The 22,717-nt window shown below is 68.5% G+C and carries 17 protein-coding genes; 6 read left to right on the top strand and 11 right to left on the bottom strand.

Translation table 11 applies throughout. From position 1 onward, the window contains the following. Positions 1 to 11 precede the first annotated feature (11 nt). The 3 genes from IEY69_RS06290 to IEY69_RS06280 form a co-directional block, all read right to left on the bottom strand. Complete coding sequence (locus tag IEY69_RS06290; protein ID WP_373290994.1) at positions 12 to 2,411, bottom strand: ABC transporter permease; 2,400 nt, start codon at positions 2,409 to 2,411, stop codon at positions 12 to 14. Positions 2,412 to 2,476: 65 nt separating this feature from the next. Next, positions 2,477 to 3,589, bottom strand: coding sequence for a permease prefix domain 1-containing protein (locus tag IEY69_RS06285; protein ID WP_189072207.1), 1,113 nt, complete (start codon positions 3,587 to 3,589; stop codon positions 2,477 to 2,479). Continuing rightward, the gene (locus tag IEY69_RS06280; protein ID WP_119672495.1) at positions 3,586 to 3,915 is read right to left on the bottom strand and encodes a PadR family transcriptional regulator; all 330 of its coding nucleotides are present in this window, start codon (positions 3,913 to 3,915) and stop codon (positions 3,586 to 3,588) included. Before IEY69_RS06280 ends, IEY69_RS06285 begins: the two co-directional genes overlap by 4 nt. A gap of 167 nt (positions 3,916 to 4,082) precedes the next feature. Between IEY69_RS06280 and IEY69_RS06275 the strand changes: the two genes are divergently transcribed. Next, on the top strand, positions 4,083 to 4,748 hold the full coding sequence (locus tag IEY69_RS06275) for a hypothetical protein (protein WP_189072206.1): 666 nt from the start codon (positions 4,083 to 4,085) through the stop codon (positions 4,746 to 4,748). Between the two features lie 67 nt (positions 4,749 to 4,815). On the opposite strand, the gene IEY69_RS06270 is transcribed toward IEY69_RS06275, so the two are convergent. From IEY69_RS06270 to IEY69_RS06255, 4 genes are all read right to left on the bottom strand, one after another. Next, positions 4,816 to 5,289, bottom strand: coding sequence for a hypothetical protein (locus tag IEY69_RS06270; protein WP_189072205.1), 474 nt, complete (start codon positions 5,287 to 5,289; stop codon positions 4,816 to 4,818). A 276-nt stretch (positions 5,290 to 5,565) separates the two neighbouring features. After that, on the bottom strand, positions 5,566 to 6,705 hold the full coding sequence (locus IEY69_RS06265) for an NAD(P)/FAD-dependent oxidoreductase (RefSeq protein ID WP_189072204.1): 1,140 nt from the start codon (positions 6,703 to 6,705) through the stop codon (positions 5,566 to 5,568). Positions 6,706 to 6,896: 191 nt separating this feature from the next. Next, positions 6,897 to 8,144 carry an MFS transporter gene (locus tag IEY69_RS06260; protein WP_189072203.1) on the bottom strand — a complete coding sequence of 416 codons (1,248 nt, stop codon included), beginning with the start codon at positions 8,142 to 8,144 and terminating at the stop codon, positions 6,897 to 6,899. 84 nt (positions 8,145 to 8,228) lie between these two features. Next, complete coding sequence (locus IEY69_RS06255) at positions 8,229 to 9,479, bottom strand: helix-turn-helix domain-containing protein (RefSeq protein ID WP_189072202.1); 1,251 nt, start codon at positions 9,477 to 9,479, stop codon at positions 8,229 to 8,231. Between the two features lie 220 nt (positions 9,480 to 9,699). Between IEY69_RS06255 and IEY69_RS06250 the strand changes: the two genes are divergently transcribed. The 3 genes from IEY69_RS06250 to IEY69_RS06240 all read left to right on the top strand — a co-directional run bounded on the left by IEY69_RS06250 (position 9,700) and on the right by IEY69_RS06240 (position 13,584). Continuing rightward, on the top strand, positions 9,700 to 10,185 hold the full coding sequence (locus tag IEY69_RS06250) for a (2Fe-2S)-binding protein (protein ID WP_174368371.1): 486 nt from the start codon (positions 9,700 to 9,702) through the stop codon (positions 10,183 to 10,185). 123 nt (positions 10,186 to 10,308) lie between these two features. Next, positions 10,309 to 12,699, top strand: coding sequence for a xanthine dehydrogenase family protein molybdopterin-binding subunit (locus IEY69_RS06245; RefSeq protein WP_189072201.1), 2,391 nt, complete (start codon positions 10,309 to 10,311; stop codon positions 12,697 to 12,699). 90 nt (positions 12,700 to 12,789) lie between these two features. Beyond that, a complete protein-coding gene (locus tag IEY69_RS06240) occupies positions 12,790 to 13,584 on the top strand; it encodes an FAD binding domain-containing protein (protein WP_189072200.1) in 795 nt (264 codons plus the stop codon). A gap of 7 nt (positions 13,585 to 13,591) precedes the next feature. Here the strand turns inward: IEY69_RS06240 and IEY69_RS06235 are convergent, their stop codons facing one another. Together IEY69_RS06235 and IEY69_RS06230 are read right to left on the bottom strand one after the other, a co-directional pair. Then, positions 13,592 to 14,131: a hypothetical protein gene (locus tag IEY69_RS06235; protein WP_189072199.1), complete on the bottom strand. Its 540-nt coding sequence runs from the start codon at positions 14,129 to 14,131 to the stop codon at positions 13,592 to 13,594. Between the two features lie 20 nt (positions 14,132 to 14,151). Continuing rightward, the gene (locus tag IEY69_RS06230; protein ID WP_189072198.1) at positions 14,152 to 14,808 is read right to left on the bottom strand and encodes a DUF1345 domain-containing protein; all 657 of its coding nucleotides are present in this window, start codon (positions 14,806 to 14,808) and stop codon (positions 14,152 to 14,154) included. Positions 14,809 to 14,880: 72 nt separating this feature from the next. On the opposite strand from IEY69_RS06230, the gene IEY69_RS06225 reads away from it, so the two are divergent. Further along, positions 14,881 to 15,252, top strand: a complete 372-nt coding sequence (locus tag IEY69_RS06225; protein ID WP_189072197.1) for an MliC family protein — start codon at positions 14,881 to 14,883, stop codon at positions 15,250 to 15,252. Between the two features lie 207 nt (positions 15,253 to 15,459). On the opposite strand, the gene IEY69_RS06220 is transcribed toward IEY69_RS06225, so the two are convergent. Further along, positions 15,460 to 16,989, bottom strand: a complete 1,530-nt coding sequence (locus tag IEY69_RS06220) for a B12-binding domain-containing radical SAM protein (RefSeq protein ID WP_229783675.1) — start codon at positions 16,987 to 16,989, stop codon at positions 15,460 to 15,462. A gap of 132 nt (positions 16,990 to 17,121) precedes the next feature. Between IEY69_RS06220 and IEY69_RS06215 the strand changes: the two genes are divergently transcribed. After that, positions 17,122 to 20,250, top strand: a complete 3,129-nt coding sequence (locus IEY69_RS06215) for a DEAD/DEAH box helicase (RefSeq protein WP_189072196.1) — start codon at positions 17,122 to 17,124, stop codon at positions 20,248 to 20,250. Positions 20,251 to 20,846: 596 nt separating this feature from the next. Here the strand turns inward: IEY69_RS06215 and ftsH are convergent. Then, on the bottom strand, positions 20,847 to 22,673 hold the full coding sequence (gene ftsH / locus IEY69_RS06210; protein WP_189072195.1) for an ATP-dependent zinc metalloprotease FtsH: 1,827 nt from the start codon (positions 22,671 to 22,673) through the stop codon (positions 20,847 to 20,849). Positions 22,674 to 22,717 lie beyond the last annotated feature (44 nt).

Raw genomic sequence — 22,717 nt, 5'->3', positions numbered from 1 at the left:
GGCACCCAGATTCAGTCGCCGAGTTTCAGGAGGGCCGTCAGGCTTTGGCGGCTCAGCCAGCGGTCACCCAGGGTGGCCAGAACGAGACCCAGCAGCACGATCACGATGGCTGCCACGGTCAGGGTCAGCGAGCCCGGAAGTGCCAGTGCGGCGCTGGGAAGCAGTTCGCGCGACATGCCCACGGGCGCGTCCAGTGAAAAGGCGTTGTACAGCGCGGGCGTCAGGGTGGCGGCGGTGACGAGGGCCAGTCCGGCTCCAGTGGCCCCCAGACCACTGCCTGCCGCCAACCACCCGGCGCGCAGTCGGTTCACGCTCATGCCCTGCGCCCGGTCCAGGGCGATGCGGTAACGGCGGGCGTCCAGGTACGCCACGAAGGAACCCAGCAGCCCGGTGAACGTCATCACGCTGCCCAGAGCGGCCAGCGCCAGGAACAGCAGCTGCTGGTTGCGCAGGCGCCCCAGCAGGACATCAATGTTTGGAGCGTAGGGACGCAGTGCGAACGACATTCCGGGAAACTTCTGCTGAATCTGACGGTGCAGTGCCCGCACGGTCTCGGGACTCACGTCATGACGGAGTCGCAGCAGGACATTGGTGGTCGTCAGCCCGGTCACTGTCAGTTCGTGTCCTGTCGCCCGGCCGGTTGAGTCCTGCCGGCCCTTCAATCCCAACCGCGCAGGCACCAGCAGAGCCGGGAAGTTCTGCATCACGAACCGTTTCAGATCATCTGGGTCCGCGGTGATCCCGCTGACAGGGCAGGGGAGGACACCGGTGGCAGTGGGAACCCCGATCACGCCGCCCACGTGGATGCCCAGCCTGACCGACTGGGTGCGGCTGAGCAGGCAGCCGCCCTCGGTGCCGGAAAGTACCCTGATACCGAGCACGTCGATCAGGTCGTCGCCAGCGACGGGCCGGTCAATCGGCACGGTCTTCCCGAGAATCTGGAAATTCGGATTGAGCCTCTCGGCGGCACTCGCCGACGCCACGTCATCCAGACGTCTGAACCAGTCGAGATCCGCCACTGTGATGCGACGGGAGGTGCGCGACAGGCCAGCACCGGTCCGGTTCTCCGGATCACCCGTCGTGGTGACTTCCAGAACCCGACTGAAATCATTGCGGATCCGCGTGGTCTGAGCGTCGAGCTTTTCCTTGACTCCCAGGGCGCTCAGCAGGCCGCCCAGTGCGAGGACGAACGAGAACACCATCAGTCCCAGCAGGGGCCGGACGAACTGCCCGGGTCTGACGCCGCGAAGCAGCCCGAACGCCGAGTCGCGCAGAACGCCGCCGCTGACCAGCAGGCTCAAGAGGAGCAGAGTGAAGTTCGGGAGCGTCCAGGCTAGCGCCAGCACCTGCGCAGGAGGCTGACCCGTCAGGACCTCCGGCAGCACCACAGGCACGCGTGTAACCAGCGCAGTTCCGAGGGTAGTCCCGAGGAGCGCGGGCCACAGTGTCGTCCAGACCAACGTCCATCGCAGCCGACGCCGGGTCGCCCCGAGTGCCAGATCCACGCCCAGCAGGGCCCGGCGGCGCAGGAGCCCGGCCAGCAGGACCGTGCCCAGTGACACCAGGCCAGACCCTCCAAGCAGCGCGGCCAGCAGCGGCAGCGACACGCTCCTCTGCTGCACACGGCGCGCGATCGCCTGCCGGTCCGCAGACGCAGTCTGTTCCGCCTGTTCGTCGATCAGGAACAGGCCCGGCAGGTTCGAAGCGACGTACTGCTCCAGAGCGGCCACCGTTGCCGCCGTGGGTGCATGCTGGAACACCACGGTCAGCCGTGGCGTCGCGTGCCGCAGCACACCAGCATCAAGTTCGCTCAGGCCCGGTTGAGCCGGGTCGACCACCCGGTACCCCCCGGCATCCGGATCATCCTCCGAGCGCCACAGACTGGACCGCACGATGCCCGTCACCGTGTACTGGTCCCCGCTGATACGTGTGTTCAGGGTGATCTTCTGCCCGATCAGGGCAACTGGCGTGTCCGTCAACTGCCGGGCCACGGTCTCGCTGAGTACCAGTTCAGGTTGGTTCACGCGAGGCTCCCGACCGGCCAAGAGGGTCAGCTGGCGGCCTTTCAGGTACTCGCCCATCACCCAGGCGAACTCGAGATTTGCCGCTGTCATGCCGTGCCAGGCCAGCTCCTCCTGCATAAACGTGGTCGGCACGGCGTACGTGGCCGCCTGCCCACCTGTGATTGCGGTGACCTCGCGGATGGCGCGGCCCTGGTTTCCCCCTGTGGGGGCACGTCGCCTGCCACCTTGTAGGTCACTCGCGGTCAGTCGCTCGTCAATCCGGTAACTGTGCCTGTGGTCGTTCAGGTACGAGAACGCGCGTCCAGTAGGCCACGCCAACCACGCCGATGTCCCGATCACCAGGGACAGGAGCACACACGATACGCCGATCAGCCATTTTCCATTCATGCCGCTCCCCCTGCAAAGCGAGCGCCCCGGTTACTGATCAGCCGGGGCTTTCAGTGTCGGACCGCTCAGCGGCCGTCGGACGTCGCTTGATCGGGCACGAAGATGCCGGACTTCAGGTTGTTCAGAGGCAGGTTCGTGATCCGCACGAGCAGGGCGTTGCGGCGGCCCCCGGACAGGTACGGCCCGAGCTGATCGAGGCTGGAGACGAACCGCAGTTGCCGGTCCGGACTGTGGACGCTCAGCCGACCCTGGGCGTCTACCTTGCCCGTGTCCACCATGAAGTTCGTACCGCCGCGACTGGTGACGAGCATGACGGCCTCGCCCGTCTTGAGTCCCGTTGAGATCAGGTGCTCGGGGCTGGTCTTTGCCCCGACAAAGTAGCTTCCCCGGACGGGCTGGCCGACCAGCGTCGACAGGAACACGCTGTTGCTAGAGTTGTAGAACGCCGCGCCGATGTCCTCCGTACCCGCGTTTAGCAGGAGAGTGGCGTCGCCCACCTGCACGCGGGGAGAGGTGTACCCGCTGAACCGTACGGAACGGGCCTGAGTCAGCAGGTCGACGATACTGCTGGCGTCGAAGAACGCTGCGCCGTCACGGGTAAATCGCGCGTTGACTGAATGGTCTGCCAAAGCCAGTGACCGGCCGTCCCGGCTGAGCGTGACCCCCTGGGCATCCAGGGCTCGGGTGACGTCGGTGCCTTTCAGGAAAACGCCTTTGTTCACCTCGTTGTCATTGAAGGTGTAACAGGTGACGCCGCCTGTCTCGCTGATGATGGTGATGTCGTCTCCGGAGGGCTTCGTGCCGCGCACGCAGCTCGGCTTGACGGGTGCCTGCCGGACGACGGTGAGGGTCGTGCTGGTCGTGCTGCCGCCCGCGAGGGCGTAGAGTCCGGCGCTGATGCCGAGGGCGAAGGTTGCGGCGGTCAGGATGAGTTTCGGCATGGTGTACACCTTTGCCATGCCCAGGGTGACGCGGGCGGGTGGTCCGAGTTCGTGGATGGCCTGGGCGGTGGCCTGAGTGGGGGTGAGGCCGCTGAGGATCAGGTGGTCGGCGCGCGTCAGGATGTGCTCTTCGAGTTCGTCCCAGAGTTCCTGGCGGCGCGTTTCGGGCAGGCCCCAGGTGGCGCGGGTCAGGTATGCGGTCAGGGCGCGGTGGGTGGTGTGGGCCGCGGTGGTCACGCGCCGGTCCCGCCGAGCTGGTTCACGGCGCCGGTGAAGGCGGCGAATTCCTGGCGTTTGGCGTTCAGAGTGTCGCGGCCCCGGTCGGTGATGGCGTAGTACTTGCGGGGTTTGCCGTTGCGGCCCGTTTCGCCGTGCTGCGCGGCGAGCAGCCCCTCGGCTTCCAGGCGGTGCAGGGCGGGGTAGAGGCTGCCTTCCTTGAAGTCGAAGTACCCGCCGGTGCGGTCGCGGGCGGCCTGGATGATCGCGAAGCCGTACAGGGGTTGCTGTTCGAGGAGGGTCAGGAGGATCAGGTCGAGGTTGCCGCGCAGCAGGTCTGGGTTCATGGGTGCTCCGGGGTGGGGCGTCGGCCGCGTGGCGTCCCGCGTGGTTGCCGCCCCTGCATAGCTATGTCTGTCTACATAGTCTGTCTTGGTTGGATGATTGTCAAGCCCAGTCTGTCTATGTAGTGAGTGGCCGATGCGTCGGCACGATTCAACTGCCACGTTGAGTCATGCGCCCCTGGATGCTGACCGCCCCACAGGTCACCCTCATCGAATCTGCCCTCACGGCGTTTCAGGCCGCGTGGGACGCCCGCGACCCGGCCCTCCTGCCGCCAGGGACGCCCCGCTGGCTATTCCTGCGCTGGCTTCAGGGGCAGGGCGTGCTCTTCCACGGTTCACCGCAGCCCGGACTGACCGAATTCGAGCCGCGCACACCCCACGACCGGAGTGCCGACGAGTTCAGCAAACGCAACGGGGTGTTCGCCACCTCCGACGCGCTGTGGGCCCTGATGTACGCCCTGCGGGACCGCCGCCGGGTCCGGGGCATGCTGAATGCCGCCCTGCAGGTCGAGGAGGCGGGCGGCTGGAGCGACGTGCGCTACTTCCTCTCGCTGGCACCGCAGCCGGATGCGACCGTCACGCGGGGCGAGGACCTGCTCACCCCCGGCGTGGTGTACGTTCTGCCCCCCGACGGTTTCGACCTGATGCCCCCCTATGACTGGCCAGGGCTGGGGCGCGTGCGCGAACCGCACCTGATCTGCCCGCACCCGGTCCGTCCACTGCTGGCGGTGCCGGTCACGCCGGGTGACTTCCCTCTGCCGGTCCGCCTGCACGACGCTGCCACGGTCAACGCGCGTTGCGCTGCCGATCCGTGGGGGTTTCCCTGGCTGGACTGACAGCCCAGCGAATCAGCCCGCGCGGGCTCTGCCTTGCGCGGGCTGAACGGTGGATCTCTCTGATCGGTCAGGGCGTCTGCTGATCGACGTTCAGGGTGCTGGTGTCGGTGTCCTCGCTGACGACGTCGGGGGCCGTTTCGGTGTAGGTTCCCGCCTGTTCGGCGGCGGCCTCGGCGTCGCCGCGGTCCGCGTAGCTGAACGTCTTGCCGTTCAGGCTGGTTACAGTCAGGGTGTAGTCGCTCAGGCGTTTCGGGTCCAGGGTGATGACGCTGCTCTTGATCGTGTCGCCCATCTCCTGGCTGAGCGAGTAGTCGCCCAGCAGTGGGGACGTGCAGGGCTGGCCGTTCAGTCCGGCGGGGAACTGCTGAGGTGTGGCGGTGGCGCGGGCGCGTTCCAGCGCCTGGATGCACTGCGTGCGGAAGTACAGGGCGTTGTCGATCTTGAGCTGCTCGGCGCGGTCGGTGTTGTGTTTCTCGAACATGCCGCTACATGAGGCGAGCGCGGCGGGCAGGGCGAGGATCATCAGGAGGGGCAGGCGCATGACCCGAGTGTAGGGGCGCGCCGCGCCGGGCGGGACTGCAGGTGTGGTCGGTAGGCCAGCGTGCCTACAGCTCAGACGGGATGAAAATGACTGGCTTCCAACGTGATCGCGTTCCGTTGTCCCCTCTTCCCCGGAGGGAGAGGAAAGGAGGAGCGAAGCGACGGAAGGGTGAGGGGGTCACCGGGCGACTCCGAATGATTTGGAATCACTTGGTTCCCGTATGAGAAGACCCCCGGCGCCGCGTGGGGCTCGGGAGTCTTCCGGACTGATCGGGGTTCAGTCGATGCTGATGCGCCAGCGCCATTCGCTCGCGCGTTTCATGACGTGCGCGATGCCGCCGGTGATGGCGAGCTTCTGGTTCCAGGGGAGTTTCATCCAGCCGACGGCCATCAGGCCGCCCAGGCTGACGAACTCGCCCAGGGTGGTGGGTTCGTACGCTTCGGGTTCCTCGCCGCGCACGAGACGCATGATGTTCTTCCCGGTCAGGCGGCCCTGCTGCCCGGCGTGCTGCGCGGTGGTCGGGACAGGCTTGCCTTCCTGGTTCAGCGCGAGGCCCATGTCGCCGATCACGAACACTTCGGGGTAGCCCTTGGCGCGCAGTTTGTCGTCCACGGCGATGCGGCCGCCGGGGCCCTTCTCCAGTTTGCTGCCGCTGACGATGTCGCGCGCCTGGATGCCGCCGGTCCAGATGATCTTCCCGGCGCTGACGGTCTTCTGCTCGCCGCTGGCGGTCTGCACGGTGACGGTGTCGGCGGTGGCCTGCGTGATGCGGTGCCCGACGAGGATGTGAATGCCGTACTCCTCGAGGGTCCGCTGGGCCTTGGCGCGCAGCGCGTCATCCAAGATCGGGAGGATCTTGGGGCCGGCTTCCACGAGGTAGATGTTGAAGGGAGACAGGCCGCGTTCCTTGGTCAGGAGCTGGGCGCGCTGGGCGAGTTCCGTGACGAGTTCCACGCCGGTGAGGCCCGCGCCACCCACGACGATGTCGCGGTTGCCTTGGTACTCGGTGGTGTAGGCGCGGTTGACGAAGTTGAAGATCTCGTCGGCGTCGCTGAGCTGCTTGAGTTCAGAGGCGTTCTCGGCCAGGCCGGGGATGCGGTAGAAGTTCGTGACGCTGCCCAGGCCGACGACCAGGGTGTCGTACGTGAGGACGCGGCCGTCCTTGAGCTTGACTTCTTTGTCGTCCAGGTTGACGGCTTCGACCTGGGCCTGTTCGAGGTTCACGCCGGTGCCCCGCAGCAAAGGAGCCAGGGGCAGGGTGACGGGGGTGTTGTGGGCCGCCGCTTCGTGCAGGCGGGTTTCGAAGGTGTGGTAGGCGTTCTGCTCCACCATCAGGGCTTCGAGGCCCGGGGCGGGCTTCATTTTGGTGGCGACAGCAAGGCCGGAGTAACCAGCACCAAGGATGAGGGTCTTCATGTTTCTTTCTCCTGTGAACGAATTCACGAGTCGGCTGGGAGGGCTCCCACCGGCACGCAAACACCGCTGGGGGTCGGGGACCTCCACACGGCAACAGTGTACATGTTACACCAAATACACCTGAACGCGCCCACACAGTGTCGTCTCGTCTAGTGAGACCGTTCATGCACGCCCGTCCTGCCTCCCAGCACTCACCCCCGACCACCCGCGATCCGCGCCGCGTCCGGCGTGCCGCGCAGTGCCCGCATCGCCAGCGCACCCAGCAGCGGCCCCACCGCCCACAGCGCGAACAACCCACCCCACCCCAGCCGGGGCAGCAGCAACGGCACCAGCGCGATCGTCACCGCCGTCAACGTGAACCCCAGCGCCAGCTGCGCCGTCATCGCCGTCCCCGCGTAGCCCGGCTCGGCGATCTCACTCATGACCGTGCTGAACTGCGCGCTGTCCGCGATGATCCAGAACCCCCAGAACACACTCAGCGCCAGCACCACCCCCGGGGGCGGCGACCCCCACATCAGCAGCCCCGCCAGGACCAGCGCCGCGCCGCCCGACAGCCACATGGACAGTTCCGTCAGGCGCGTGCGGCCCCAGCGGTCCCCCAGCACGCCCCCCACCACGCAGCCCAGCGCGCCCACCCCGACCACGCCGAACGTCGCCAGCGCCGCGCCCCGCAGCGCGTCCGGCTGCCCCGCCCCGGTCAGCATCCCACTGAAGAACAGCGCGAACCACGTCCACATGGCGTACAGCTCCCACATGTGCCCCAGGTACCCCAGCGTCGCCAGCGCCGGCCCACGCGCCGACAGCACCCGCCACGCCTGCGCCGGCCGGAACGCCGGAGCGGCCCCCGCGAACGGGCCCGGCCCGACCGGCAGCGCCAGCAACCCCCCCAGTGCCGCCAGTGCGCTCGTCACGCCCACCACCACCCGCCAGTCCGCGCCGCCCAGCCCGTTCACCAGATGCGGACTGGCCGACCCCAGCGTCAGCGCGCCCACCATGACGCCCAGCGCCAGCCCCCGCCCCCGCGTGAAATACGCACTCATGGCCCGCAGCGCCGGAGGGTACACCAGCGCCAGCGCCGCCCCCACCCCCGCGCGGGCCAGCAGCGCCCCCCACAGGCCCGGACTGAGCAGCAGCGCCGCGTTCGCCCCCGCCGCCAGCAGCGCCCCCAGCGCGATCAGCACGCGCGGCTGCACCCGGTCCGCCAGATTCAGCAGCGCACTCAGCACCGCGCCCAGCACGAAGCCCAGCTGCACCGCCAGCGTCAACCACGACCCCTGGAAGGCGTTCAGACCCCAGCCCTCCCGCAGTTGCGGCAGCGCGGCGGCCGCACTGAACCACGGACTCATGCCCAGCACCACGCTGCACGCCAGCAGGATCAGCGCCGCCGTCGGGGATAGACGCGCTGCTGGGGGCCGGGCCGGGGGAGCAGCATCATTCATCAGCGTCGGATCAGGCATCGGCGCGGGATCAGGCAAAGGGGCAGGGGAGGGCATCGCGTGCCCCCCACCCTACGCGACGCCTGATCAGAAGGCGTCCAGCGCGGCGCGGCGCGCCCGCACGACCGGGCGGCGCGGGTCCCCGGCGGGCAGCAGGTCGTCCAGCACGTCCAGGCACTCCGGATCGTCGAAACGGGACGCGTAGCGCCACAGCAGGTCCGGGTCGCCGCTGCGGCACACCGCCGCCTGCACCGCCGCGCCCAGGTACTCCCGCCAGTACGTCAGCAGCGGCGACGCCGAGTTCGGCAGCAGCGGCCCGTCGAACAGCTCCGCCGCCTGCGCGGCCCGCCCCGCCAGCAGGTGCTCCTCGATACGCTGCGCGTCCAGCGTGACGGGCACGCTCAGCCGGTACGGGCGGGACGCGATCTGCCCGCCGAGCAGCGCCCGCAGCGTACTCACCTCGGATTTCAGGGTGCTCAGGCTGACCGGCTGATCCCCGTACACGTGCGCGTGCAGCGCGTCCAGGCTCAGCCCGCCCGGATTCAGGGCCAGCACGCCCAGCAGCTCATGCTGCCGGGGCGTGAGGTGCAGCCGCCTCCCACCCAGCGTCACGCGCGGCGACCCGCAGAACGACAGGCTCAGCGCGTCCGCCGCGCCGGGCGGGCGGCCCCCGATCGCCTGCTCGATCTGCGCCGCGTAGTGCCGCGCGCTCGCCAGGCCCAGCGGCGTGCTGTGCTCCCAGGTGCTGCTGAGATCCAGCACGCCCAGCAGCGCCCCCGACCCCGGATCACGGATCGGGCTGGAGTAACACACCCAGTCGTGCACGGTCTGCACGTAGTGTTCCGCGCTGAACACCCGCACGGGCTGCCGCGTGCGCAGGGACAGCGCCAGCGCGTTCGTGCCGACGGTGCCCTCGCCCCACTGTCCGCCCGGCACGAAGTTCACGCGCCGCGCCAGGGCCGTCATGCGTTCGCTGCCCTGCGTCCACAGCAGCGTGCCGTCCACGTCGCCCACCGCGACGATCAGGTCCGCGTCCTCCGCCAGGCGGGTCAGTTCCGGAATCAGGCCGCGCATGCCGTACTCCAGCGCACTCTCCCGCCACGCGTGCCGCACGTCCGTTTCGCTCAGGACCGGCGCGCACACCCGCTCCGGCGACACCGTCAGCGCCGAACGCGCCCACGACGCCGCGACCTCCGGGGTCACAGTCGGCCAAGTCGTGTCAGGCCCAGCGAGGTCAGGCCCAGGGACGTCAGGCCGGACCTCCGGCACGCGGCGGTGCACGAAGCCGCCCCACGCGCGGATCAGCTGCTGACGTTCCAGCGACAAGCGGTCATTCATCACGCCCCGAACCTCCACACGGCCCTTCGAAACGGCCCGAGCCTCCGAAACGGTCCCGCCCGGCCCCGGCGGACCCCACTGCATTCTGATGCCCCCACGCTAGCACCTCCGGGAGTCCGCACCTGATTCCAACCTTGGTGTGTTTAGATGGTGAAGGTCAGACAACTCGGCGGTTCACCCCTGAACCAGCGCACTCCACCCCAGCCCGTGGGAGGCACGCATGAACGTCACCCTGCAAGTGAACGGCAAGACCTACACCCGTGACGTGGAGCCCAGAACGCTCCTCGTTCACTTCCTCCGCGAGGACCTCGGCCTGACCGGCACGCACGTCGGCTGCGACACCAGCCAGTGCGGCGCGTGCACCGTCCACCTGAACGGCGACGCCGTCAAGAGCTGCACCGTCCTCGCCGTGCAGGCCCAGGGCATGGACGTCACCACCATCGAGGGCATCGGCACGCCCGGCGACCTGCACCCCCTCCAGACCGGCTTCTGGGAGGAGCACGGCCTGCAGTGCGGCTTCTGCACGCCCGGCATGATCATGAGCTCCGCCGAACTCCTGAAGCACACCCCCAACCCCACCGAGGACCAGATCCGCCACCACCTCGAAGGGAACTACTGCCGCTGCACCGGCTACCACAACATCGTCAAGGCCGTGCAGCACGCCGCCAGCGCCATGCAGGGTTCCAGTCAGGCCGCCGACGACTGACGTGGGTCGAGGGTCGAACAGGCACAGCGTCCAGATCCGGACTCCGCAGACCCTCTCAGACCGTCAGACGCTTGGACTCTCAGCTTCACTGCCCTTCTCCACAACCCAGGGAGGCATCACCCCATGAGCGACACCCGGACCGAGAAGTACTTCGGACAGGCCCTCAAGCGCAAGGAAGACCCGCGCTTCATCACGGGCACCGGCAACTACACCGACGACATGGTCCTGCACGGCATGGTGCACGCCGCGATGGTCCGCAGCCCCTACGCGCACGCGAAGATCACGGGCATCAACACCGACTCCGTGAAGGACATGCCGGGAGTGATCCGCGTGCTGACCGGTCAGGACGTCGCGGACGCGGGCCTGGGCAGCATCCCGGTCGGGTGGCTGCTGCCGGAACTCAAGACGCCCGCCCACCCCGCCATCGCCCTGACGGAAGCGAACCACGTCGGGGACATCGTGGCGGTCGTGATCGCCGAGACGCGCGCGCAGGCCGAGGACGCCGCCGCCGCGCTGGAAGTCGACTACGAGGCCCTGCCCGCCGTGTCCACGTCCCACGCGGCCATCGCCGACGGCGCGCCCCTCGTGCACGACGACGTGCCGGGCAACGTCGCCTTCCGCTGGGAGATCGGGGACGAGGCCGCCACGAACGAGGCGTTTAGCGGCGCGGCCCGCAAGGTCAGCGTGAAGCTCCGCAACCACCGGCTGGTCGCCAACCCCATCGAGCCGCGCAGCAGCCTCGCGCAGTTCACCCCGGCGGGCGGCGACTACCTGCTGTACACCACCAGCCAGAACCCCCACATTCACCGCCTGATCATCGCGGCGTTCGTGATGAGCATCCCCGAACACAAACTGCGCGTGATTTCCCCCGACGTGGGCGGCGGCTTCGGCACGAAGATCTTCCAGTACCAGGAAGAGGTCATCGTGCTGCTCGCCGCGCGCCTGATCGGCCGCCCCGTCAAGTGGACCGCGCGGCGCAGCGAGGCGTTCGTCAGCGACGCGCAGGGCCGCGACCACGACACCGAAGCCGAACTGGCCGTCAGTGACGACGGCATGATCCTCGGCTTCCGCGTGAACACCCTGGCGAACCTCGGCGCGTACCAGACGCTGTTCGCGCCCGCCGTGCCCACGTACCTGTACGGCACGCTGCTGAACGGCGTGTACAAGATGCCCGCCATTCACGCCAAGGTGACGGGCGTCATGACGAACACCGTCCCCGTCGACGCGTACCGCGGCGCGGGCCGCCCGGAGGCCACGTACCTCATCGAGCGGATCGTGGACATGGCCGCCCACGAACTGAACATGGACCCCGCCGAACTGCGCCGCAAGAACTTCATCGGCCCCGACGAGTTCCCCTACCAGACGCCCGTGGCGCTCGTGTACGACAGCGGCGACTACGAACCCGCGCTGGATCAGGCCATGCAGATGATGAACTACGCGGCCCTGCGCGAGGAACAGGCCCGCATGAAAGGCGGGAAGAAGATCCTCGGCGTGGGCCTGATCTCCTTCCTGGAAGCCTGCGGACTGGCCCCCAGCGCCCTGGTCGGCATGCTCGGCGCGCAGGCCGGACAGTGGGAATCCAGCCTCGTGCGCGTGCACCCCACCGGGAAGGTCGAACTGTACACCGGCAGCCACAGCCACGGGCAGGGCCACGAGACGGCGTTCCCGCAGATCGCCGCCGACGAACTGCAGATTCCCATCGAGGACATCGAACTCATCCACGGGGACACCGGCCGCATGCCCTACGGCTGGGGCACCTACGGCAGCCGCTCGGCCGCTGTGGGCGGCAGCGCCCTGAAGATGGCCCTGCAGAAGATCACCGCCAAGATGAAGAAGATCGCCGCGCACCTGCTGGAAGCCAGCGAGGACGACATCGAGCACGAGGGCGGCACCTTCCGCATCAAGGGCGCGCCCGACAAGAGCAAGAGCTTCTTCGACATCGCCCTGATGGCGCACCTCGCTCACAACTACCCGGCCGACCTGGAACCCGGCCTGGAAGCGACCGCGTTCTACGACCCGAAGAACTTCGTGTACCCCTTCGGCACGCACATCGCCGTCGTGGAGATCGACACCGATACCGGGCACGTGAAACTGCGCGACTACGGCAGCGTGGACGACTGCGGCCCCCTCATCAACCCCCTGATCGCCGAGGGACAGGTGCACGGCGGCGTCGCCCAGGGCATGGGCCAGGCGCTGCTGGAGGAAGCCGCGTACGACGAGGACGGCAACCTGCTGGCCGGAACGTACATGGAGTACGCCATGCCCCGCGCGGACGACCTGCCGTTCATCCAGCACGGCCACACCGTCACCCCCAGCCCCCACAACCCCCTGGGCGTCAAGGGCATCGGCGAGGCCGGAACGATCGCCAGCACCGCCGCCGTCGCCAACGCCGTCATGGACGCCCTGTGGCACGAAGCCGGAATCGCGCACCTGGACATGCCCTACACCGCCGAGAAGGTCTGGCGCGCCCTGAAAGACGCGCGGGCCAGCCAGCCCCAGGCCGCCGACGACTGAAGCGTCGATGGGTGAAGGTCGATGGTCGATAGACCGTCCCTTCTCCATCGACCATCACCTTTCCACCATCAACCCATCCCGGAGGGATATATGTATCCAGCCAACTTCGAGTATCAGAAGGCCGAGAGTGTCGATCAGGCCATCGCCGCCCTGGCCGGGAACCCGGACCTGAAAGTGATCGCGGGAGGGCACAGCCTGCTGCCCGCCATGAAACTGCGGCTGGCGCAACCGCCGGCGCTGCTGGACATCTGGGGCATCCAGGAGATGAAAGGCATCACCCGCGACGGCGACTGGTTCGTGGTGGGCGCGATGACCACACACGCGGACGTGCTGCGCAGCAACCTCCCGCTGTTCCCGGAAGTGGCGGGCTGGGTTGGCGACCCGATGGTCCGCAACCGCGGCACCATCGGCGGCAGTCTGGCGCACGCCGACCCCAGCGCCGACTACCCCGCCGCCGCCCTCGCGCTGGGCGTGGAATTCGTCATCCGCGGCCCCGGCGGTGAACGCACCGTGCCCGCCGACGACATGTTCCAGGGCATGTTCGAGAGCGCCGTGCAGCCCGGCGAACTCCTGACGCACATCCGCGTTCCCACGACCACGCAGGCCAGCGCGTACGAGAAGTTCCGTCACCCCGCCAGCCACTACGCCGTCGTGGGCGTCGCCGTCGTCCGCCATGCCGACGGGAAGGTCCGCGCCGCGTACACCGGCGCCGCCGAGAAAGCGCACCGCCTGAACAAGCTGGAGGACGCCGTGAACGCCTCCCAGGCTGTCCCCACCGGACTGGTCGACGCGGGCGACCTGCTCGGCGACCGCTTCGCCAGCGCCGAGTACCGCGCGCACCTCGTGGACGTCCTCGCCGCCCGCGCCACCGAACGACTCGGGTAAACCCGATTCAGGGCCAGCGGCACCCGGGCACCCAGCCGGGTGCCGCTGCCCGTTCCAGAACCACGCGCACACTCACGTCCGGTGGGACGTCCACCTCCCCGGAATCCCCCAGCGTGCGGGAGTACCCACCCTCGACCACGGCATTCACCTGCACGTCAAGCGGACCGTACGACCAGAACTCCGGGAAGTCCGTGTCCGGGTTCTTCAGCGCCTGCCAGATCCGTTCCCCCAGCGCCTTCCGGTCCCCGGCGGGCAACCCGAAGCAGCGCGTGGCGTACTCGCGCGCCAGTCGGCCCAGGCGACTGCCCAGGTCCGGCAGCGCGTACGGGTACGACGGACTCTGCGTGTTGAACGCCAGGACCACCCGCGTCACCTGCCCCCGGTCGCCCGACACGAGCACGTCCAGTTCACTGTCGATTCGCACGATCACCCCACCCCCCTCCGCCGGAACGGTGGACGCCGCGCGAGCACCCTCCAGCAGGGCAGGCGTCCGGCTGACGGACAGTGGAGCCGTGACGAGCAGACCGGACAGCAGCAGAGGCAGCATGCCCAGACTGTACGCCCCGGTTACTGGATCAGGCCCGCCACGCCGTTGATCGTCACCGCGATGATCACCGTGCCGAACACGAACGACAGCAGCGCGTGCCCCAGCAGCAGGCGCCGCATCGCGCGGGTGTTCAGGTTCGTGTCGCTCACCTGATACGTCATGCCGATCGTCACGCTCAGATACGCGAAATCCCAGTACGTGGGCTCATCCAGATTTCCGTCCCCATGCGGGAACAGGATGCCGCGCCCGTCGCGGTAGTACAGCCGCGCGTAATGCAGCGCGTACTCCGTCTGCACCAGCAGCCAGCTGCCCGCCACCGTCCCCACCGCCAGCAGCGTCAGCAGCACCTCCCGCGTACCCCTGGCGTCGTGCGCGTCGGACAGCAGGAACATCACCCCGATCAGACTCACCAGCGCCGCCGACGTCGTCAACGTCCCCGCCACCGCCCGGCTGTCGTCCTCCCGCGTCGCCAGCTCCCGCGTTCGTGCAGGCCCAGCCGTCATCATCAGAGGCCACAACTGCGCCATAACCGTCACCGTGAACGCCACCCAGCCCAGCAGGACGCGCGCCTCCGGCGGCCAGCCGCGCGGCGTGCCGAACCCCACGAGCACACCCACCACCAGTCCGATCAGCAGACGACGGGCCGCGTGAGGAGAACGCCCGGAATTCACGGTCATGCGCGGAGCCTACACCGGAGTTTGTCATGCAGCCCTCGGGAAAGGTTCACGGAAGCTCCTTACGGTAAACGCATGAACCGACTGACCCTGGCCCTCGCCACCCTGATCCTCGGCACCGCGCACGCCGCCACGCCCCCGGTGCAGGTCAACTACCGCGTCTACCAGTACGCCTGCGCCGGCGGGCAGACCCTCAAGGTGTACTACGTGCAGTTCGGCGACCAGCCCATGTTCGCCATGCTCGACTGGAAAGGCCAGCGGCACGGACTGGCGCAGGCCATCAGCGCCAGCGGCGCCCGCTACGCCAGCCTCAGCGGCCCCGCCGGAGCGCGCGGCGGCCTGCAATGGTGGGAACACCAGGGCACCGCGGAACTCAGCACCTTCACCGGGAACAGCACCACCACCACGAAAACCCTCCTGACCGGCTGCAAGACCACTGGACGCTGACCTGAGGGACGGCCGGGCCGGGCGCGCCGCAGGTGGGGTTCCGGCACGACGGCTTCCGCGGGCAGCACCTGATCGTTCACCGAGGGGCGAGGCTGGTCGCCGTGCGGATGATCAGCTGGGATCACCCGCAGGTGGAGGTCCCCGCGAGTGCGTTCAGCGCCTTTCCGGACCGGGTGCTGAAACTGGCGACGGGTCGCCCACGCACGGCTACGGGTTGAGTCCGCCGTTCTGGGTGTGGGCGGGGCGGCGGGACGGTCGGGCCAGGGCTTCCTCGTGCTGGGCGAGGCTGCTGCCCCAGAAGTCCTCCAGGCTGGGGCCGTCGCGGCGCAGGCGCAGCTTGAACGTGAATTCGCGGATCTCATGCAGCCATACCCGGAAACCCACGGCGTAGTACCAGCGCATGGCGTGGCGGTACTCCGGGTCGGGGTGGGTCAGGGTGCGCCACAGCATGGCGGGGCGCAGCTGCACGGCGACCTCCATGAGCTTGAACCACAGCAGCACCCGCCACGGCGGGACGTTGCGGGTGGCGAGCACCTGATGCTTGTAGTCCCATTTGGTGACGTCGGTCTGCACGACCTGGCGGTGCTTGACGGTCTCGAAGAACGGCGTCCAGCGGTGCGGGGTGATGTACAGCAGCTGGATCTGATCGGGGTCGTACAGCATCAGCTGCCGGAACGAGTGCCAGTAGTCGATGTCGCGTTCCTCCTCGAAGCCCACGACGTACGTGGCCATGCTGATGATCCCGGCTTCGCGCATCAGGCGGATCGCTTCGCGGTCGTCCTTCGTGCTGGCCCCCTTGCGGATGCTCTGCAGGGTCACCTGGTCGTAACTCTCGATGCCCAGCAGGAAGCGGATCACGCCCGCCTGCCGGTATCGGGGCAGCAGGTCGGCGTCCCCGGCGCGGGTGGAGCCGACCAGCGTGAGCTTCACGTTCTCGGCGATCAGGGCGTCCAGGAACGCGGCCCAAGCGGCGCGGTTCCCGGTGGGCAGTTCATCCGCGAAGTTGATGACCTGCACGCCCTCCTCGCGGTGCAGCCGGGCGAGATCCTGCGCAAAGCGGACGGGGTCGCGGTGGCGGCGCTGCGTCCAGAAGCCCCGCTGGCCGCAGTAGCTGCACGGGTAGGGGCAGCCCCGCGAAAACTGCGCGACCACGGCGCGCCGCGCGCCCCAGTAGAAGTAGTCGGCGTGCCGGATGAGTTCCCACCCGACCCGGGCGTCGTCCAGCGGGGTGAGCATGGTGGCCTGCGCGGTGGCGTGCGGCTTTCCGTCTTGGCGGTAGGCGAGGCCAAGCACGTCCATCAGGGGAGTGCCCTGCGCGAGGGCCTGCGCGAGTCGCACAGCGGTGACCTCGCCCTCGCCGCGTACGACGATGTCCACCTGCGGGTGCTCGGTCAGGATGTCGAACCAGTGGTACGTGGGGAATACGCCGCCGTACACGAACGGCACGCCGGGCAGCGCGCCGCGAAGCGCGTTCAGGATCGTCATGATGACCGGGTGCGCGGACGTGGACCCGGCGTGGCCGGTCATGACGACGTCCGGCGCGAAGTGCAGGGCGCGGTGGCGGATCTCGTGCAGGGGGAGGTTGTACAGGTCGGCGTCCAGCAGCTCCACCGTGAATCCCGCGTCCAGCAGCGGGCCGCCCAGGCTGAGCAGACCCAGTGGGGGGAGCTGCTCGACGGGAATGCGGCTGCCGATTGAACCGTGCGGAGGGTTCAGGAGCAGGATGCGCAGGGTCATACCTCTCACCGTACGCGGAGCGCACCGAGGGCACGTCCTCATTTGGGTGCAGCAGCGGGTGGACCCCCGGGGGGCATTCGGTAAGTCTTTTCGCTCTCGGTGTTTTCTCGTGGGGGCGCGTAAACTCTTCCGGTGACTGTTGCTGCGCCGAACCTGTCGAAACTGCTGCCCGCCGCCCCGCCCGGAAACCTGCTGCTGCTCCCGCAGGTGGCGCGCGCGGCGCTGTTCGCGGCGTTCCCTGGTCCGGCCGTGCTGCTGACTACCCCCGACCGCCTGGGCAGTTACGCGACGGCCGGGGTGCTGGGCGCGCCGGTCAGCGTGAACCCTGGCCTGCGCGACTGGGACGCCCGGCACGAGCACGTGGTGCTGGACGTGAACACCGCGCTGGACCTGTTCCCGTCCCGCCCGGAGGATCACGCGCTGACCCTGAAGGTGGGCGCCAGCTACCCGCGCGAGGTCCTTCTAGAACGCCTGGAACGCCTCGGGTACGAACGCGGCGAGGAGCCCGGATTCGAGATTCAGGGCGACACGCTGGAACTGCGCCTGTCGGCCGGATCGGGTCTGCCCGCCGAGGCCGAGGAGGGCCAGTGGGTCCGCGCCGAGTTCTTCGGGGACGAACTGGACACCCTGCGCTTCCTGAAGCCCGGCGCGCTGACGGGCGAGAAGGCGCAGAGCTTCACGCTGGAACCCACCGCCGACTACCTGACGGAGGTGAAATGGGACGCCACCCGCCTGGACCTGCTGCCGGGGCGGGTGTTTCTGGATTCGCCGGAGTTCTACGCGTCCGCGCTGGGCGTCCTGATCGACACCTTCTGGCCGAAACTGGCCGGGCGCGAGGTGACCAGCTTCGGACGCACCCCGCTGGACCTGCCGGACCTGGATACCGGGCTGACCACCCTGCCGTTCTACCGCGCACGCCTGAGCGACCTGGAACGCGACGTGAACGAATGGCGCGACGCCAGCTACCGCGTGATGATCCTCGTGCGGCACGACCGCACCGCCGCGTACCTGGCCGACAAGCTGCTGAACACCCACGAGATCCCGTGGCTGAAGATCCCCCGCGTGCCCGAGGGGGGCCTGGGCTTCCTGCGCGCGGCAGGGGAGGGCGGCTTCGTCATCCCCGAGCACAGGACGGTCGTCCTCACCGAGGACCTGATCTACGGCTTCCAGGGCGGCAGTGCCCTGCGCGGCAAACGCCTGAACGGCAAGCCCGTCACGGACGCGCTGGGCCTGCACGTCGGGGATTACCTCATCCACCCCGAGCACGGCATCGGGCAGTTCGAGGGCCTCGAAACCCGCAAGGTACTGGGCGTCACGCGCGACTACCTGAACCTCACGTACCGGGGCGGCGCGCGCCTCAGCGTCCCCATTGAGCAACTCCCGGTCCTGCGCCGCCACCCTGGCACCACCGACGACCCACCCTCCTTGAGTTCCTTCGACAAGAAGGACTGGGCGAAAGCCAAGGAGAAGGCCCGCAAGAACGCCGAGGCGGTCGCCGCGAAACTCCTCGTGCAGTACGCCGCGCGGCAGGTCACGCCCGGCAACGCCTTCCCCGCCCAACCCGAATGGGACGAGCAGGTTGAAGCGAACTTCAAGTTCGAACTCACCGCCGACCAGCGCACGGCGCTGAAAGAAACCATGCGCGACCTGGAGAAAGCCAACCCCGCCGACCGCCTCATCTCCGGCGACGTCGGCTTCGGCAAGACCGAGGTCGCCCTGCGCGCCGCGCACCGCGTCGTCGGCCACGGCAAACAGGTCGCCGTCCTCGTCCCCACCACCCTGCTGGCCGAGCAGCACACCAGCACCTTCGTCGAACGCTTCAAAGGCCTCCCCGTCCGTGTCGAGGGCCTCTCCCGCTTCACCACCCCCCAGCAGGCCCGGAGCATCCTCGCCGACACCGCCAAAGGCAAGGTGGACATCCTCATCGGCACGCACCGCCTCCTCAGCGGCGACGTGCAGTTCCGCGACCTGGGCCTGATCATCGTCGACGAGGAACACCGCTTCGGCGTCGGCCAGAAAGAAAAACTCCGCGCCCTCCGAGGACTTCCCGACGTGCCCAAGGACGGCAAACTCGACATTCCCGAGGACGCCCGCGCCGTCGACACCCTCGCCCTGTCCGCCACGCCCATCCCCCGCACCCTCTACATGAGCATGGTCGGCCTGCGCGACATGAGCAGCATCCAGACCCCACCCAAGGGCCGCAAACCCATCCAGACCGTCCTCGCCCCGTTCGACCCCATCACCGTCCGCGACGCCATCCTCAGCGAAATCGAACGCGGCGGCAAAGTCTTCTACATCCACGACCGCATCGCCAGCATCGGCGCCCGCAGCCTCTACCTGCGCAACCTCGTCCCCGAAGCCCGCATCGGCGTCGCGCACGGCCGCATGAACGAAGAAGAACTCGAAGAGATCATGCTCGGCTTCGAACAGGGCGCCTTCGACGTGCTCCTCGCCACCACCATCGTCGAAACCGGCCTGGACATCCCCGAAGCGAACACCATCCTCATCGAACGCAGCGACCGCCTCGGCCTCGCCCAGCTCTACCAACTCCGCGGCCGCGTCGGCCGCCGCGCCCAGACCGCCTACGCGTACCTCTTCTACCCCCCCCGCATGACCGAGAACGCCCAGCGCCGCCTGTGGGCCATCGCCGACCTCCAGGACCTCGGCAGCGGGCACCTCCTCGCCGAGAAAGACATGGAAATCCGCGGCGTCGGCAACATCCTCGGCGAAGAACAACACGGCCACGTCCAGGCCGTCAGCATCGACGTCTACACCGAACTCCTCGCCGAAGCCGTCGCCAAACTCAAAGGCGAAAAAATCGAAGTGCCCGCCACCATCAGCATCGACCTCCCCATCGACGCCCGCCTGTCCCCCGATTATTTCGAGAACGACGAAGAAGCCCGCATCGCCACCTACGGACGCCTCAGCGACAGCCGCACCCTCCAGGCCATCAGCCGCGTCGAACGCGACCTCCGCAAAAAATACGGCCCCCCCACCCCCGAAGTGCAAAACTTCATCGACCTCGCCAAACTCCGCCTCACCGCCGCCGCCCGCCGCGTCCTCAGCATCGGCGAAACCATGACCCAGATCCAGATCACCTTCGCCTACAAAACCCTCGACTACGACGCCCCCGCCCTCCGCGCCTTCCCCTACAAGACCGAAGTCGTCACCTTCCCACCCAGCGTCAAACTCGACAAACGCGGCCTGAAACCCAACGACTACGCCCGCACGCTGATCGACCTGCTCGGGTACTTCGGGTAAAAGAAGTTGGCAGGGGGCGCCTGGCGGTGGGGCTCCCTGTTGGAAGGGTTGCGCCTGGCGGCGGGCTGCCCCACCCCCCAGCCCCCTACCCCAGAGGGGCAGGGGGGGCTTACGTTGCACTGGGCAAGAGTTTTTACTTGTGCGGCGTGTTTGTGTCGGGCGGTGACGGGTCTGGCCTCGACGCCATCCTACCGCCCCCCGTAAGGCCCGCGCGCTGCGCGCACGACGGCTGGTGGTGGTCTGCGGTCAGTGGCTGGGCAACATGAAGCGAGCCGTTGATCGACTTTCAAAAGACCGCTTTGGCAGAAGCCCAAAAAGTAGAACCTTCCGGCACGCACCAAGGTGTGGGGCCAACCCATCGTCGTGGCAATCGAGCCCGTCGTGCGCGCAGCGCGCGGGGCGCCCGCAGCAAACCCGGAGGTGTGCAACCCCATCAGTGGCCGAACCCGCCCCATACCTGCCGACCAGCTCAGAGAAATACCTGCCGAGCGCAGCGACCGCTCCCCCTGCCCCCCTGGGGTAGGGGGCTGGGGGGTGGGGAGGCCCGCCGCAGGCGCAGCCCCACGACGTCACTGCCAAACAGGCTTGTTACGACCTCACCCCGCGAGACTGGGCGGCGTGCTGGGCGCTGCGGGTGGCAGTGGTTCGAGTGTTTCGCCGTTGAGGAGCGCCGCGAATTCTTCGCCGGTGAGGGTTTCGCGGGTGAGGAGCACGCTGACGATCTCGTGGACGCGGGTGAGGTGTTCGCCGATGAGGTTGGTGGCGCGGGTGTAGGCGGCGTCGATGAGGGTTTTGATTTCGTGGTCGATCTGCGCGGCGGTGTGTTCGCTCATGGGGAGCATCTGGGGGCCGCCGCCGAGGTAGGTGCTCTGGTCGGTGGCGTGGGCGATTTTGCCGATGTGGTCGCTCATGCCCCATTCGGTGACCATGCGGCGGGCGATGGTGGTGGCTTGTTGGAAGTCGTTTTGGGCGCCGGTGGTGATTTCGTGGAAGATGATGTCTTCGGCGGCGCGTCCGGCGAGGGCGACGGCGATCATGTCTTCGAGGGCGGGGCGGGTGACGTGGAGGCGGTCGTCGGCGTCGGGCATCATGTAGCCGGCGGCGCGGCCGCGGGGGACGACGGTGAGTTTCGCGACGCGGTTGGCATGCGGCAGCAGCTGGGCGGCGAGGGCGTGGCCGACTTCGTGGTAGGCGGTGACCTTGCGGTCCGCTTCGCGGACGACCATGCTGCGCCGTTCGGGTCCCATCAGCACCCGGTCCCGCGCCTCGTCCACGTCCCGTGCGGTGATGCGGGTCCGCCCGGACCGCGCGGCCAGGAGTGCCGCCTCGTTCAGCAGGTTCTCCAGGTCTGCGCCGACCATCCCTGCCGTGCGCCGCGCGATGACGCTCAGGTCCACGCTCGCGTCCAGCGGTTTCTTCCGGGCGTGGATCCGCAGGATCATCTCCCGGCCCCGCACGTCGGGGGCGTCCACGACGACCTGCCGGTCAAAGCGTCCGGGCCGCAGCAGCGCGGCGTCGAGGACGTCGGGGCGGTTGGTGGCGGCCAGGATGATGACCTCCTGCCCGGAGGAGAAGCCGTCCATCTCGACGAGCAGCTGATTGAGGGTCTGTTCGCGTTCGTCGTTGCCGCCCTGCATGTTGACGCCGCGTTTGCGGCCGACGGCGTCGATCTCGTCGATGAAGACGATGCAGGGGGCACTCTTGCGGGCCTGTTCGAACAGGTCGCGGACGCGGGCGGCGCCGACGCCGACGAACATCTCGACGAAGTCGCTGCCGGAGATGCTGAAGTAGGGGACGCGGGCTTCACCGGCGACCGCTTTGGCGAGGAGGGTCTTGCCGCTGCCTGGGGGGCCGACCAATAACACGCCGTGTGGGATGCGGGCGCCGAGCTGGTGGTAGCGGTCGGGGTGGCGGAGGAAGTCGACGACTTCCTGGAGGTCGGCTTTGGCTTCGTCGCAGCCGGCGACGTCGCCGAAGGTGAGTTTGATCTGCCCTTCGCTGATCACCGCCGCCCGTGACCGCCCGAAGTTTGTGGGGTTGTTGCCGCCCTGCGCGCCGCGCATGGACCGCCACAGCACCACGAGGATCAGGCCGGTCAGGATCAGCGGGAGCAGTTGCCCCAGCCAGCCCAGCGTGCTGCCACTGCCGGTGACGGTGAGGGGTACGCTGGCTGCGCGGATGCGTTTCAGGGTCGCGCCGTCGGGTGGGACGACCAGCGAGCGGACGACCGTGCCGGTCTCGCCGGCCAGAGTGACGTTGGCCAGACCGGCGCTGTTCAGTGTCACGCGCGTGACCCGGTCTGCGGTCAGGTCCGCGAAGAACCGGTTGGTGGTGTACGGACCGTCGCCAGGGGCGGCCAGGGCCGGGACGCTGCAGGCCACGGCCAGCACGAGCAGCGGGCGCAGCAACTGTCGGGGACGCATGCTCCATCCTACGCCCGTCACGCCGCCTGACTTCGTGAGGACGG

The organism is Deinococcus sedimenti (assembly GCF_014648135.1).
GTDB classification, from domain to species: Bacteria; Deinococcota; Deinococci; order Deinococcales; family Deinococcaceae; genus Deinococcus; species Deinococcus sedimenti.
The sequence above is the reverse complement of the archived record's forward strand: the minus strand, read 5'-3'. Positions and strand labels throughout refer to the sequence as shown.